Source organism: Maribacter sp. PR66 (assembly GCF_028464205.1).
GTDB lineage: Bacteria > Bacteroidota > Bacteroidia > Flavobacteriales > Flavobacteriaceae > Maribacter > Maribacter flavus.
Window position 1 is genome coordinate 117,807 of the sequence record NZ_JAQPCH010000004.1, and the last position, 13,878, is coordinate 131,684.

At 40.5% G+C, this 13,878-nt stretch carries 14 protein-coding genes; 12 read left to right on the forward strand and 2 right to left on the reverse strand.

Translation table 11 applies throughout. The features are described 5' to 3' along the window. Window positions 1-2: 2 nt before the first annotated feature. The gene (locus PP181_RS09425) at window positions 3-908 is read right to left on the reverse strand and encodes a bifunctional metallophosphatase/5'-nucleotidase (protein ID WP_272636889.1); all 906 of its coding nucleotides are present in this window, start codon (window positions 906-908) and stop codon (window positions 3-5) included. Window positions 909-1,059: 151 nt separating this feature from the next. Then, window positions 1,060-1,776 carry a 5'-nucleotidase C-terminal domain-containing protein gene (locus tag PP181_RS09430; protein ID WP_272636890.1) on the reverse strand — a complete coding sequence of 239 codons (717 nt, stop codon included), beginning with the start codon at window positions 1,774-1,776 and terminating at the stop codon, window positions 1,060-1,062. 114 nt (window positions 1,777-1,890) lie between these two features. Between PP181_RS09430 and PP181_RS09435 the strand changes: the two genes are divergently transcribed. From PP181_RS09435 to PP181_RS09490, 12 genes are all read left to right on the forward strand, one after another. Next, a complete protein-coding gene (locus PP181_RS09435) occupies window positions 1,891-2,424 on the forward strand; it encodes a DUF6913 domain-containing protein (RefSeq protein ID WP_272636891.1) in 534 nt (177 codons plus the stop codon). 3 nt (window positions 2,425-2,427) lie between these two features. After that, window positions 2,428-3,318, forward strand: coding sequence for a 4-hydroxy-tetrahydrodipicolinate synthase (dapA, locus tag PP181_RS09440; RefSeq protein WP_272636892.1), 891 nt, complete (start codon window positions 2,428-2,430; stop codon window positions 3,316-3,318). Window positions 3,319-3,442: 124 nt separating this feature from the next. Continuing rightward, on the forward strand, window positions 3,443-4,267 hold the full coding sequence (locus PP181_RS09445) for an outer membrane protein assembly factor BamD (protein ID WP_246160895.1): 825 nt from the start codon (window positions 3,443-3,445) through the stop codon (window positions 4,265-4,267). A 12-nt stretch (window positions 4,268-4,279) separates the two neighbouring features. Then, on the forward strand, window positions 4,280-4,612 hold the full coding sequence (locus PP181_RS09450; RefSeq protein WP_211361175.1) for a DNA-directed RNA polymerase subunit omega: 333 nt from the start codon (window positions 4,280-4,282) through the stop codon (window positions 4,610-4,612). Window positions 4,613-4,617: 5 nt separating this feature from the next. Beyond that, window positions 4,618-5,823 (forward strand): bifunctional phosphopantothenoylcysteine decarboxylase/phosphopantothenate--cysteine ligase CoaBC, encoded by a 1,206-nt coding sequence (gene coaBC, locus PP181_RS09455; protein ID WP_272636893.1) that lies wholly within the window; start codon window positions 4,618-4,620, stop codon window positions 5,821-5,823. Next, window positions 5,816-6,703 carry a type IX secretion system protein PorD gene (gene porD, locus PP181_RS09460; RefSeq protein ID WP_272636894.1) on the forward strand — a complete coding sequence of 296 codons (888 nt, stop codon included), beginning with the start codon at window positions 5,816-5,818 and terminating at the stop codon, window positions 6,701-6,703. Before coaBC ends, porD begins: the two co-directional genes overlap by 8 nt. Before the next feature lie 289 nt (window positions 6,704-6,992). Continuing rightward, the gene (recN, locus tag PP181_RS09465) at window positions 6,993-8,645 is read left to right on the forward strand and encodes a DNA repair protein RecN (protein ID WP_272636895.1); all 1,653 of its coding nucleotides are present in this window, start codon (window positions 6,993-6,995) and stop codon (window positions 8,643-8,645) included. Window positions 8,646-8,719: 74 nt separating this feature from the next. Further along, the gene (locus tag PP181_RS09470) at window positions 8,720-9,526 is read left to right on the forward strand and encodes an enoyl-ACP reductase FabI (protein WP_138258155.1); all 807 of its coding nucleotides are present in this window, start codon (window positions 8,720-8,722) and stop codon (window positions 9,524-9,526) included. Between the two features lie 48 nt (window positions 9,527-9,574). Next, window positions 9,575-10,579: a glycosyltransferase gene (locus PP181_RS09475; protein ID WP_272636896.1), complete on the forward strand. Its 1,005-nt coding sequence runs from the start codon at window positions 9,575-9,577 to the stop codon at window positions 10,577-10,579. Between the two features lie 8 nt (window positions 10,580-10,587). Beyond that, window positions 10,588-11,547, forward strand: a complete 960-nt coding sequence (locus PP181_RS09480) for a CdaR family protein (protein WP_272636897.1) — start codon at window positions 10,588-10,590, stop codon at window positions 11,545-11,547. 80 nt (window positions 11,548-11,627) lie between these two features. Beyond that, a complete protein-coding gene (coaE, locus tag PP181_RS09485; protein ID WP_272636898.1) occupies window positions 11,628-12,212 on the forward strand; it encodes a dephospho-CoA kinase in 585 nt (194 codons plus the stop codon). A gap of 83 nt (window positions 12,213-12,295) precedes the next feature. Next, window positions 12,296-13,876 (forward strand): sensor histidine kinase, encoded by a 1,581-nt coding sequence (locus tag PP181_RS09490; protein WP_272636899.1) that lies wholly within the window; start codon window positions 12,296-12,298, stop codon window positions 13,874-13,876. Window positions 13,877-13,878 lie beyond the last annotated feature (2 nt).

The following is a 13,878-nucleotide window of genomic DNA, read 5'->3' on the forward strand; positions in this document are numbered from 1 at the left end:
ATCTATACTGAAATGGTAACACCTTCCGCACTACCGCCGGCTTCATCGAAATAAAAATCGACCCTACCTACATTGACGCCAAAGCAACCCACTTGATTAACCAAAATTTCACGTCCGTTTGCATTGGTAATCACGGTAGGCCTTTCCAAAAATGTATGTGTATGGCCACCAATAATCAAATCCGTATACTTGGTACGTTTACCCAATTTCAGGTCATCAGGTCTATTTTCATTTTCATAGCTGTATCCTAAATGGGATAGGCAAATGATGATATCGCATTTTTCGGTTTCCTTTAAAAGAGCTTCAATGTCCGTTGCCACTTCGTAGGGGTCCAAGTATTCCGTTTCCTTATAAAGTTTTTTGGTCACCAAACCCGCCAAATTGATGCCTAGGCCATAAATACCAACCTTTAGACCATCTTTAATGTACGTTTTATAGGGCTTGGTATATCCGTCCAAGACTGTATTCGTAAAATCATAATTGGCGATGAGAAAATCGAAACTTGCAAAGGGTAATTGCGCCAAAAGCCCGTCAATTCCATTATCAAAATCGTGATTGCCAATGGTGGCGGCGTCATATCGCAGCATACTCATTAGCTTAAACTCAAGTTCACCGCCATAAAAATTAAAATACGGGGTTCCCTGAAAAATATCGCCAGCGTCCAATAAAAGCGTATTGGGATTTTCCTTTCGTATTTTTTGTACCAACCCCGCACGTCTAGCTAAGCCGCCCAATCCTGGAAAGTCAGCATGATTTTTAGGAAAGGCATCGATGTGGCTATGTACATCATTGGTATGTAGAATGGTCAGATGCTTTTTTGAAGCCTTACAGGAATTCAATAAGACGCCTCCTGCCGATAGTATTACCGAACCCGCTATCGTATGTGTAACAAATTTTCTTCTATCCATTTGTAATTTCAAGTTCAAAAATCAAATTCAAAATCAAAAGATTTAAGGTTCTAGCTAGTAGCAAAAAAATCAAAAACCAAATCACAAGATCCAAAACGAATTGGGCTTAGCGCACAGCGTCGAACCGATGGCTTAAAGCCAATTGCCCCACTTATTCAATCTTGTAATATCTCAGATCAACTTTTGGCGCAAGCGTATCCACTTTTGTAAAATAATCGATCAAGGCATTTCTAATTTTATAATCAATGTCCGTCACCTCCAAGGCGTCTTTAAAAAAAACCATATCATCACCGCCGGAGACCAGATAGTCGGAAGTAGCCACATAATAACTTTTCTTCTCATCAAATGGTGCCCCCTGAATGGTTAAGGATTTGATACTATCGTCCTTGTTCAAAACCAACTGAATACCTGCAATTGGGTGTGCTCTTTTGGACCGAATAAGATAGGTCAGCATTTCTTTTACGGATTGTCCTTTCAATTCCACGACCACCGTATTGTTTTCAAAGGGCATCACCTCAAAGGCCGTTCGGGCGGAGACCTTTCCCTCGGAAATAATGGAGCGGATGCCTCCATGGTTTAATAACACAAAATCTAAATCCTTTCCCGTTCTGCTTTTAAATATAGGAGCCGCTTGCTCCAAAATGATATCCGCCATAAGGTTACCGGCCGTGGTATTGTAAATTCCGTCCGTTTTGGAAATGTCCAAAGAAGCATATGCTAATGTACTGTCCAAAATTTTTTCTACATGATTATGGTAGGGCAGAATAAAATTGGAAATTGAATCCACAACCGCATAGGTACTATCTACAATCAGTTGTTTTCCTTCAATATTAATGAGTCTGTCCTGAGATTGACGGCAGGCTATCATTCCTATAAATGTTATAAATAAAACAAAATGTTTTATTTTTAAACAACCAAAGTGTTTTAACTTCGTCATACAGTTGAACGGATATTATTTACATTTGTAGAAATGTAAAAATACATGTTTTTAAAAGGAATTAAGGACAGGTTTAAACAGAAATCCGGACTTAAATTTATCAAACAGGAGCTCGAAAAACCGGGATACGTAAGTACTCGTGAAAAGGGGATAAGTTCATTGGGTTGTATTGTGGATTTGGACAAATTCGATAAGACCGATGTGTTCTATCAGTTTTTGGATGATTTTTCCTTAAGGCCAAATGCGGTGAAAATCATAGGCTATAAAAGCTATTATGACAAGAATTCTCCGTATTCCACCCCGATTTTTTCGGATAAAGACTTGGGTTGGAACGGCGAAATCGAAAACAGTTATGCGTTGGAGTTCTTGAACAGGGAATACGATCTATTGGTGAACTATTATGATGAAAACAACCTGTTGCTGAATTTAATGTCCGTCAAGACCAAAGCAAGGATTAAAGTAGGATTCGGAACTGTGGGGCCGGATTACAACGACCTGATAATGAACACCCAAATGTCCGATTTTAAAACGTTCAAACTGGAATTGAAAAAGTATTTAGGCGTTTTTAAAGAAATATAGCATATGGAAAAGTTAAAGGGAACAGGTGTGGCGTTGATAACCCCGTTTACGGCGTCGGGTTCTATAGATGTGGAAGCCTTGAAAGAAATAGTTTCCTTTACTATTGAAGGAGGTGTGGACTACCTTGTGGCTTTGGGTACCACTGCAGAATCTGTCACCCTTTCCAAACGCGAAAAGCAATTGGTCAAGGATACCATAATCGAGGCAAACGAGGGTAAGCTTCCATTGGTAATAGGTATAGGGGGGAACAATACCGCTGCTTTGGTAGAAGAACTCCAAACCACGGACCTTAGCCATTTTGATGCGGTACTTTCCGTTTCGCCCTACTACAACAAACCGACTCAGGAAGGAATTTATCAACATTTTAAGGCTTTGGCCGAAGCTTCTCCCTTACCCATCATTCTTTATAACGTGCCGGGTAGAACCGGAAGCAATATGTTGCCAAGTACTACACTCAGGTTGGCGCGGGATTTTGAAAATATCGTTGCCATAAAGGAGGCCTGTGGAAATATGGTACAAGTAATGGAATTGATTGAACAAAGACCTAAAGGCTTCTTGGTGCTTTCTGGTGATGACATTACCGCTTTGCCCACTATTTTGGCCGGTGGAGAAGGTGTCATTTCAGTTATAGGTCAAGGCTTGCCCTCCGTATTTTCACAAATGGTAGGTCTTGGAATGGATGGCAACAGTGACGAGGCCTATGAATTGCACTACATGATGCAAGAAGGGATGGGCCTTATTTTTGAGGAAGGCAATCCTGCCGGTATAAAGGCAATTTTTGAGATTCTGGGTATGTGCAGGGCATCGGTACGGTTGCCACTATTGGAAGCATCTTCAGGTCTAAAGAATAAAATAGCCGATTTTATAGCTTCCCTTACCAAGATTCCGGCATAACCCCATCGGCGTTAAATCCATGCCAAATACCACGGGTTTATCCAATAACGCTCCTATTTTTGGCGGATTAAAAATGTTTTTTAAATCCGTTGATAATCACTAATTTTGCAAAATGTTTTTCAAAATGAGAAAATTTATTGCTTTTGGTCTGTTGTTGGTTGTTTTTCAATCCTGTAGCGAGTACCAAAAAGTGCTCAAGAACGAGGATTTGAAGGCAAAATACGACCTTGCCGAAAAATTCTACGATGCAAAGGACTTTAAGCGGGCAAATAGGCTTTTAGAGCAGATTGCGCCTAAATACGTAGGCAAACCCCAAGGTGAGCGGGTAATGTTCTTTTTGGCTAACAGTTATTTTGAGCGCGGGGATTATAACATGGCCGGATATCAATTTGAGCGGTTTATAAAGTCGTATCCAAAAAGCGATAAAATTACCGAAGCATCATTTTTAGGTGCCAAAAGTTACTATGAGCTTTCCCCCACCTATTCCTTGGACCAGACCGATACGGACAAGGCGCTTTTAAAATTACAGAACTTTATTAATACGTATCCAGAGTCGGAATTCTTTGACGATGCCAATGCGATGGCCCAGGAGCTTACACGAAAAAAGGAGAAAAAAGCGTTTGAGATTCTCAAGCAATACAACAAGCTCGGGGAATTTAATTACGATATGCTGAAATCTGCCATTGCAGCGAGCGATAACTTTATTTCGGATTTTCCTGGTTCCATTTACAGGGAGGACGCCTATTTCGTAAAAGTAGATGCCCTTACCCACTTGGCCATCAATAGTTTTGAAAGCCTTCAGGAGGAGCGACTAAGCGAAGCCATGGAAGCCTATAAAATGTTGATGAAGCAATATCCAAGTACAAAATACGAAAAGGAATCTGCCGAGCTCCTGAAGAGGATCAATAACGAATTGCAGAAATTCAATACCATAGAAGAATCAAAATAACTAGTTTTTAGTATGAACATGAACGATTTAAAAAACTCCAAGGCGCCCGTATCAACGGTGACCATCAACCGAAATGAGTTTGATGCCCCTACCAACAATATTTACGAGGCAATTTCCATTGCTTCTAAGCGTGCCATACAAATCAATTCCGAAATTAAGAAAGAATTGCTCGAGAAATTGGAGGAGTTTGCCACCTATAGTGATAGCCTGGAAGAGGTTTTTGAGAACAAGGAACAAATAGAAGTTTCCAAATTCTACGAAAAGCTTCCCAAACCACACGCCTTAGCAGTAGAAGAGTGGTTGAACGATAAAATTTACCACAGAAATACGGAGAAAGACGTATAGAAAAGATGTTGGAAGGCAAAAACATCCTCTTAGGCATAACCGGAGGGATAGCTGCCTATAAGACCACCTTTCTAGTACGTTTATTGATAAAAGCTGGCGCTATGGTTAAGATCGTTCTTACCGAAAGCGCCAGTTGCTTTGTATCCCCGTTGACCCTTGCCACGCTCTCAAAAAATCCCGTAGTTTCCAATTTCGTCAAGACAGAAAACAATACGACCGATTGGAACAACCACGTGGAATTGGGACTCTGGGCGGATATCATGCTTATAGCCCCCGCAACCGCCAATACGCTTTCAAAAATGGCAAGCGGGGCTGCAGACAATCTCCTTTTGGCATGTTACCTTTCGGCAAAATGCCCCGTTTTCTTTGCTCCCGCAATGGATCTGGACATGTACCAACATCCAACTACCAAAAAATCCTTTGAAGCACTGGAGTCTTTCGGAAATATCATGATACCTGCAACTTCCGGGGAATTGGCCAGTGGTCTACATGGAGAAGGAAGAATGGCGGAACCGGAGGCTATCGTGCAGTTTCTAGCCGATTATTTGTCCGCTGGGCTTCCCTTAAAGAATAAAAAGGTATTGATTACCGCCGGGCCTACCTACGAAGCAATTGATCCCGTGCGTTTCATTGGAAATCATTCTTCCGGATTGATGGGGTTTGAATTGGCGAAGGCTGCATCAGACCTAGGTGCAGAAGTCGTTTTGGTATCCGGACCTTCAAAATATGAAGCAGCCAATGAAAGCATACACTTGATACGGGTTGTCTCCTCCGATGAAATGTATGAAAAGGCCCACAGGCATTTCGCCGATTCCGTCATTGTCATTTGTGCGGCCGCTGTGGCCGATTATAAGCCGAAAGTAAAATCGGCCCAAAAATTAAAAAAATCCGATGCCGAATTGCAAATTGACCTTGTTAAAAACAGGGATATTTTGTATTCCTTCGGTCAAGAAAAAAAATCTCAATTTCTGGTCGGTTTCGCCTTGGAAACGGAAAACGAACTGGAAAACGCCAAATCGAAGCTCAAACGTAAGAATTTGGATGCCATCGTTTTGAATTCCATGAACGATCAGGGAGCCGGATTTGGAGGCACCACCAACAAAATTAGCTTTATAGATACCAATTTGGAGATCCAAACGTTTGAATTAAAAACTAAGGCTGCAGTAGCCAAGGATATCCTGAACGAAATCATAAAAAGACGCTATGCGTAAGTTGTTATCGATCCTGTTAATTTTTCTAGGTATTTTATCGCTTCATGCGCAGGAATTGAATTGTACGGTAACTATAAATTCGGATCAGGTTTCACAGACCAACCAACAAATTTTCAAGACCTTGGAACGCTCCTTGAGTGATTTCGTCAATAAAAACAAGTGGACGAACAGAGTTTATAAGGAAAATGAACGGGTAAATGCCCAAATGTTCATAACGATTACGGACTATGAATCGGACCGATTTAGCGGTAACATCCAAATCCAATCCTCACGACCGGTATACAACACTTCCTATGAAAGCCCGGTCTTCAATTATAAGGACAACCAGTTCAACTTTCAATACATAGAATTCCAGCCTTTGGTCTTTAATGAAAATGTATTCGAATCCAACTTAGTGGCCGTGGTCGCTTATTATGTCTATATTATTTTGGGACTTGATTCGGATACGTTTTCCTTGGAAGGCGGTACCGATTTCTATCGAAAGGCCCAAAGTATCGTAACGCAAGCTCAAGGTAGTAATTATAGTGGTTGGACACAAACAACGGATCGTAGCAGATTTGAATTGGTGGACAATTTACTATCCAATACGTATAAAGAATATCGCGTGGCGATGTACAACTATCATAGAAAAGGTTTGGATATTTTGGCCGATAACAACAGTACTGGAAAGCAGATCATTGCAGGTACCATGAACCTGTTCCAGACCATGATAAATAGAAGGCCCAATGCTTTTCTGATTCAGACCTTTTTTGATGCCAAATCCGAGGAAATCCAGAACATCTTCTCCGATGGTCCCAAGGTGGATATTGTAAAACTAAAGGAGACCCTCAACAAAATTGCCCCTCTGTATTCCAGCACTTGGAGTGAAATTAAGTATTGATTTTTTTGGCTTTTGGCCATTTGCTGTTCGCTGTACGCACAATGCTAATCGCTACTAGATTAATAGCACAATAGACATTTGGAATTTGAATTTTTTAATTCATTTTTCCAACAAATAGCTAATTATTTTTCGTTTTTCACTGTTCGCTGAACGATAAGCGCTATTCGCACTAAAATTTAATATTTTCCACTTTTAACTTTTGACTTTTCGTTTTGAACTTGAACTTGTTCTTGAATTTGATTTTGATACCCTAAATAGATTACCTTTGATTTTCTAAAAATTCAAGGATTTGCTGACCAATCTTTCCATTGACAATTACGCACTGATCGATAGTCTAGAAGTCGGTTTGGATGCTGGTTTTACCATTATCACCGGTGAAACGGGTGCCGGAAAATCCATTTTTTTGGGAGGTCTTTCCTTGGTATTGGGAAAACGCGCAGATTTGTCTTCTTTGAAGGACAAAGAACGCAAGTGCGTTATAGAAGCCTATTTCCAGATCAAGAACTATGGTCTCCAATCGTTTTTTAAGGAGAATGATTTGGATTATGAGGATAGTACGGTAATTCGAAGGGAGATTCTCCCCAGTGGCAAATCGAGGGCATTCATCAACGATACCCCGGTAACCTTGGATGTGCTGTCCCAATTGGGGGACCGACTCATAGACATCCATTCCCAACATCAAACGTTGCGATTGACCGAGAACGATTTTCAATTAAAATTGATTGACGCCTTGGCGGACAATAAGTCTCGGCTCTATGAATTTAGAAAGACGTTGTCTTCCTATACATCCACAGAAACGGTACTTCAGGAACTTATCGAGTTTCAAAATAACGCCCTAAAGGAACAGGACTATAATGATTTTCTATTGACTGAACTGGAAGCGGCGCCCTTAAAGGAGGGTATTTTGGAAGAATTGGAAGAGCAGTACGAGCAATTGAACAATGTGGAATTGATCATGGAGGAACTTTCCAAGGGCGACCAGTTGATGAACGACGAACAGATCGGACTAACAACACTCTTGTCCGACTTAAAAAGCACTCTCTCCCGACTGTCCGGTTTTGGGAAGCAATATCAAAACCTACACGAGCGCATCCAATCCGTTTATATTGAAATAGATGACATAAATGCAGAGCTTCAGGCCTTTCGGGATGGGGTAGAGTCCAATCCAGAGCTTTTGGAACAGACCAACACCAAATTGCAATTACTGTACAATCTACAGAAAAAACATGGGGTTTCTGAAATATCGGAATTGATTAAAATAAGGGAGGAACTTTCCCAAAAAGCCTTTGAAACCGCCCATGTGGATGAAAAGATATCCATCAAAAGGAGGGAACTCCAGGACTTGGAATCCGCCTTGGAGGAACAGGCACTGGTACTAAGGGAACGCAGGAATGCCATCATACCTGATTTAAAAAACCAGTTGGAATCGGATTTGGCCCACCTGGGAATGCCCAGTGCTTCCTTCAGAATCCAACTGGAAAGTACGGATACGTTTAGGACCAACGGCATGGACGAGCTTTCTTTTTTGTTCACGGCCAATAAAGGAAGTGATTATGGCGAACTTAAAAAAGTGGCATCGGGCGGTGAACTTTCCAGGATTATGTTGGTCATAAAGGCCATTTTGGCGAAATACGAAAAATTGCCCACCATCATGTTCGATGAAATCGACACGGGCGTATCCGGGGAAATATCGAACCGTATGGCGGACATCATGAAGGAAATGAGCAAGGATATGCAGGTATTTACCATTACGCACCTGCCGCAGGTCGCATCCAAGGGCAATCACCATTTTAAAGTGTTTAAGACCGATACGACCGATGGAACCAGTACCAACATGCGCAAACTGTCCAATGATGAAAGAGTAGTGGAACTCGCCCAAATGCTAGGAGGCAACGAACTATCGGATTCCGCCTTGGCGCATGCCCGGCAATTGCTAAATTAAATCCGAAGGGGTAAAATCGGATTGGTATATTTTAAATATCTTTGAAAAATTAACAATTGAAAGAACCAACGAACATGGCCTATAATCTATTGAAAGGAAAAAAGGGAATCATTTTTGGCGCATTGGATGCCAATTCAATCGCATGGAAAACGGCGGAACGCGTGCATGAGGAAGGTGGAACATTTGTCCTAACCAATGCTCCCATAGCGATGCGAATGGGGCAGATCAAGGAGTTGGCCGAAAAGACGGGTTCCGAAATTATTCCCGCCGATGCCACGAATGAGGAAGATTTGTCCAATTTAGTGACCAAGTCCATGGAAATTTTGGGGGGCAAGTTGGATTTTGTACTACATTCTATAGGGATGTCAGTGAATGTGCGAAAGGGAAGGGCATATACCGATGAAAACTATGATTTTACGGCAAAAGGCTGGGATGTCTCCGCGCTATCCTTTCATAAAGTAATGCAATCCTTATACAAGAACGATGCAATGAACGAGTGGGGCAGTATCGTTGCCTTGACGTATATGGCCGCACAGCGTACGTTCCCAGATTATAACGATATGGCAGACAATAAAGCCTATCTGGAGTCCGTAGCCCGTAGTTTTGGTTATTTCTTCGGTAAGGAAAAAAAGGTTCGGGTCAATACTATTTCCCAATCCCCAACGGCAACCACTGCCGGTCAGGGTATCAAGGGCTTTGATGGCTTTATTAATTACGCGGAAAAAATGTCGCCTTTGGGGAATGCGACTGCCCAAGATTGTGCAGACTATACCCTAACTTTATTCTCAGACCTAACAAGAAAAGTGACCATGCAGAATCTTTTCCATGATGGCGGATTCTCCAATACAGGCGTTAGTCAGGAGGTGATAGATAAATTCTAAAAAGATTTTGTGAGAATTATCGGGGATTTTAATATGTGAAAATTTGAAATGAATTTATCATTTTCGTTTATAATCCCGGTATATAACAGGCCCAGCGAAATAGAGGAACTTTTGGAGAGTCTTTTAAAACAGACCTATCCCAAGGAATTTGAAGTTGTGGTTATTGAAGATGGTTCCACAGTTCCCTCAAAAGAGGTTGTTGCAAGTTATGAGGGACAACTCAATATATCCTATTTTCAAAAACCAAATTCTGGCCCAGGGGATTCCCGTAATTTTGGTATGAAAAATGCCAAGGGGAACTATTTCATTGTCCTGGATTCCGATTGCATTCTACCGCCACAATATTTGGAGGAGGCTGAAAAAAGCCTAACCCAGGAATTTGTACATTGCTATGGCGGCCCTGATGCGGCACACTCCTCTTTTAGTGATGTGCAAAAGGCAATCAATTATGCCATGACCTCCTTTTTGACCACAGGCGGAATCCGCGGAAGAAAGGATGCCGTAAATAAATTCCAGCCCAGAAGTTTTAATATGGGCATTTCAAAGGAAGCATTTGAAGCCACTGGCGGTTATGGGAATATCCATCCCGGCGAAGACCCAGATTTGACGATCCGTATCTGGGAAAAGGGTTATGAGACAAAATTGATACCCGAAGCCTTTGTATACCATAAAAGAAGGATAGACTGGAACAAATTTTACATACAGGTCAGGAAATTTGGAATGGTACGCCCCATACTTAACAAGTGGCACCCAACAACGGCAAAATTGACCTATTGGTTTCCCACGTTGTTTATTTTATTCCTCTTAATATCTATTGGATTCGCTTTTTTGGGTTTTAAGGCTCCTTTAATTTGCGTTTTGATTTACTTTCTGGTCTTGTTTATGGATGCTACTGTTAGCACTAAAAGCTTAAAAGTGGGCAGTATGGCTGTTTTCGCTACGTTGGTGCAATTCGGAGGCTATGGTTTTGGTTTTTTGAAGTCTACTTTTTATACTACATTTAGTAGTAGGACACCGGAGGAAATTTTTCCGAAATTATTTTTTAGAACTTAGGATAGGTTGTGATTATAGAGCGAATAAAGACGGGATTAAAAAAGCGTAAGGTCAAGGTATTTTTGGTCTTTTTATTTTTCTCCTTTTTAGCATGGTTGGTGAACAATCTTGCCCAAACGTTTGTAGGTACGACCTCTTTTGAATTGAACTATGTAAATGTTCCACCAGAGTATCTCTTAGTAGAAAATCCTAGAAGTGAACTACGGGTTCGGTTACGTGCCGTAGGCTTTCAATTTATTGGGTTTGGCATCAGAAAAAAGAGCATCCAGATCAATTTATCGGACATACAAAAGAAGTCGGATCGCTTTTACATACCTCCATCCGTTTACAGAAAGCAAGTACGAGATCAACTATCCAACAACATGGAACTGCTGGATATGGACAACGACACGATTTTTGTGAAATTGACTACACTTGAATCCAAGGAAGTTCCTGTTTTACCAAAGCTCAACATTACATTTGCCAAGAACCACACACTTATGGACTCTTTGGTAATTGAACCCAAAACCATTGTTGTCAACGGCCCAAAATCCCAAATTGATACTATTTCGTCCGTTTCTACCTCCTATACGGAACTATTGAACCTAACTACTGATTTTACAAAGAAAATTACGTTGGTTAAATCCCGGGAATTGACAAAGACCAATTTTGAGCCTACTATAGTGACAATTTCTGGGAAGATTTACAAATTTTCAGAACAGGTTTTTGAAGTTCCGGTCACTATGTTGAACCTACCGGATAGCGTTCAGGTCCGTATGTTCCCGGATGTCGTTCAGGTCGTTTGCCAAGCACCCTTGGAAGTGCTCAAAAAGATTTCCTCAGAGGATTTTCTGGTTTTGGCAGATTATGAAAAAATCGAGGAAAATAACCAAAATATGTTGCCCGTGGTGCTCCGGGAAAAACCGGAAAATATCAATAGTGCCATCCTAAGACCCCAGGAAGTTGAATTTATTTTAAAGAAGGAATAATACCTGACTTATAAAGAGGAAACTATTTTTAATTTATTACTTTTTGTGGCATCCAAAATTTTTTAAACGCTTTTAAACAGATGAAAATAATTGGCCTTACCGGAGGCATTGGTAGTGGAAAAACTACCGTAGCAAAGATGTTTGAAGAATTGGGTGTGCCTATTTATAATTCTGATTTGGAGGCCAAAAAACTTATGCATACCTCCAAAACCATTAGAAAAAAATTGGTAGACTTGTTTGGGGAAACGGCCTATCAAGAAGGCAAATTGAACCGTGCATATATAGCACAGTCGGTTTTTAACGACCCAAAATTATTGAAAAGGTTAAACAAAATTGTACATCCTGTCGTTCGAAAACATTTTGTTAAATGGAGTGAAACTCAAAATGCCCCGTACGTAATTCAGGAAACCGCATTGTTGTTTGAAAACAACGCCCAGGGTTTATATGATAAAGTTATTTTGGTCACGGCCCCAACAGAAGTGCGCATAAAACGGCTTTTGGAACGGGACAACGCGACACGCGAAGAGATTTTGGCCCGAATGAACAATCAGTTGGAGGATTCAAAAAAGTTGCCCTTAGCGGACTATGTCATTGAAAATATCGACCTAGAAAAAACAAGTGCAAAAGTGGACGAGATTCATTCGCGAATCCTTGATTTTTCCTAGGGACGGCAAATTTTAACATTTGTGTTAAGGTTTGGTTAAACGTACTTAGGGCTTCCCTGTAAATATTTAATTTTAACATTATAATGAATAAGAGGTTATTTGTTCTCTTGGTAGTTCTAATGAGCCTTTCTCTAATTGGGTTGATTTTTGTTCAAAGTTTTTGGATAAAAAAATCCGTCGAGAATAAGGAGGAACAGTTTTCAAATGTTGTTTCCGAAGCTTTAAACAGTGTTACCAATCAAATAGAGGAGCGGGAGAAAAAAAATTATTACGATAGATATCTTTATGCAAAGGATAGTATCGGGGAGTTGAAGGAAACCCACTTCAGAAATTTCTTTTTCATTGATCGGGATGTCAATTCCAATGAGATATTGTTGTATGAGCATGGTATCCTGGAGGAGGACTATGGAATTTCCTCAACGTTCTTTGATAATGGAGAAGTGGGCGATACCACTTTCATCAAAAACTATACGAGTAAGCGTACCACTTCTATTTTTAGGGAAGATCTAAATATAGATGGTAAAGGATATCGACTTACACCTATCCAAAGATTGGAAAAAATAGGTGGTTTGAGGGATATTGACAAGTATGCCGTTGAAGATCTTTTTACGAACTACGCCAAAAGGGTACCAATTCACAAGCGCGTATCCAAACAGGAAATTGAGTTATTGGTACAACGGGAATTGGCAGACAGGGGCGTAGATATAGCTTTTGAATATGGGGTCTACAGCAATGGCTTGCCGACCAAATTGAAGTCAAGAAAGTTCAAATATTCCGAAGCGAATATCTACAAGTCACCCCTATTTACGGATTTTGATGGTATTTCCAATTTTGACTTGTTGGTTTCATTTCCAAAAAAGAAGCGCTTTTTAGTCCAGTCCATTTTGGGATTGGCATTATTGTCTCTGCTTTTTACACTAATAATTGTCATTGCTTATTCTGGGGCGATATACCAGTTGATAAGGCAAAAACAGATATCCGAGATAAAATCGGATTTCATCAACAATATGACGCATGAGTTCAAGACGCCCATTGCAACAATCAACCTGGCCGTTGAAGCGATTCGAAATCCAAAAATCATAGGTGATCAGGAAAAGGTTTCGCGCTATTTACAAATGATCAGGGACGAGAACAAACGTATGCACGCGCAAGTTGAAAATGTACTTCGTATTTCCAAATTGGAAAAAAACCAATTGGATATCAGTAAGGATAGGGTAGATGCGCATGATATAATAAACGATGCCATTACGCATGTGGAACTCATCGTTCAGGATAGAGGTGGTTATATTGAAACCCATTTGGATGCGCAACGTTCCGAGGTACTTGCAAATGAGATGCACTTTACCAATGTCATTGTTAATATTTTGGATAACGCCATAAAATATTCCAATGATGCGCCCAAAATAGACGTATTTACGGAAGTGGTAAAGAATAGTATTCTTATTAAAGTGCAAGATCAAGGAGCAGGGATGAGCAAGGCCGTATTAAAACGGGTTTTTGAAAAATTTTATAGAGAACACACCGGAGATATTCACAATGTTAAGGGTCATGGATTAGGACTGGCCTATGTTAAAAAAATAGTAGATGATCATCAAGGGGAGGTATATGCGGAAAGTGAAAAAGACAAAGGAAGCACTTTCTACATTAAACTGCCTTTAATTTAAAA

Bases quoted from the DNA above. Each gene is read 5' to 3' on its own strand.
- coaE (WP_272636898.1), top strand. From the start codon at position 11,628: ATGAAAATAATTGGCCTTACCGGAGGCATTGGTAGTGGAAAAACTACC.
- PP181_RS09475 (WP_272636896.1), top strand. From the start codon at position 9,575: ATGAATTTATCATTTTCGTTTATAATCCCGGTATATAACAGGCCCAGC.
- PP181_RS09470 (WP_138258155.1), top strand. From the start codon at position 8,720: ATGGCCTATAATCTATTGAAAGGAAAAAAGGGAATCATTTTTGGCGCA.
- PP181_RS09430 (WP_272636890.1), bottom strand. From the start codon at position 1,776: ATGATAGCCTGCCGTCAATCTCAGGACAGACTCATTAATATTGAAGGA.
- PP181_RS09425 (WP_272636889.1), bottom strand. From the start codon at position 908: ATGGATAGAAGAAAATTTGTTACACATACGATAGCGGGTTCGGTAATA.
- dapA (WP_272636892.1), top strand. From the start codon at position 2,428: ATGGAAAAGTTAAAGGGAACAGGTGTGGCGTTGATAACCCCGTTTACG.
- PP181_RS09450 (WP_211361175.1), top strand. From the start codon at position 4,280: ATGAACATGAACGATTTAAAAAACTCCAAGGCGCCCGTATCAACGGTG.
- PP181_RS09445 (WP_246160895.1), top strand. From the start codon at position 3,443: ATGAGAAAATTTATTGCTTTTGGTCTGTTGTTGGTTGTTTTTCAATCC.
- porD (WP_272636894.1), top strand. From the start codon at position 5,816: ATGCGTAAGTTGTTATCGATCCTGTTAATTTTTCTAGGTATTTTATCG.
- PP181_RS09435 (WP_272636891.1), top strand. From the start codon at position 1,891: ATGTTTTTAAAAGGAATTAAGGACAGGTTTAAACAGAAATCCGGACTT.
- PP181_RS09490 (WP_272636899.1), top strand. From the start codon at position 12,296: ATGAATAAGAGGTTATTTGTTCTCTTGGTAGTTCTAATGAGCCTTTCT.
- coaBC (WP_272636893.1), top strand. From the start codon at position 4,618: ATGTTGGAAGGCAAAAACATCCTCTTAGGCATAACCGGAGGGATAGCT.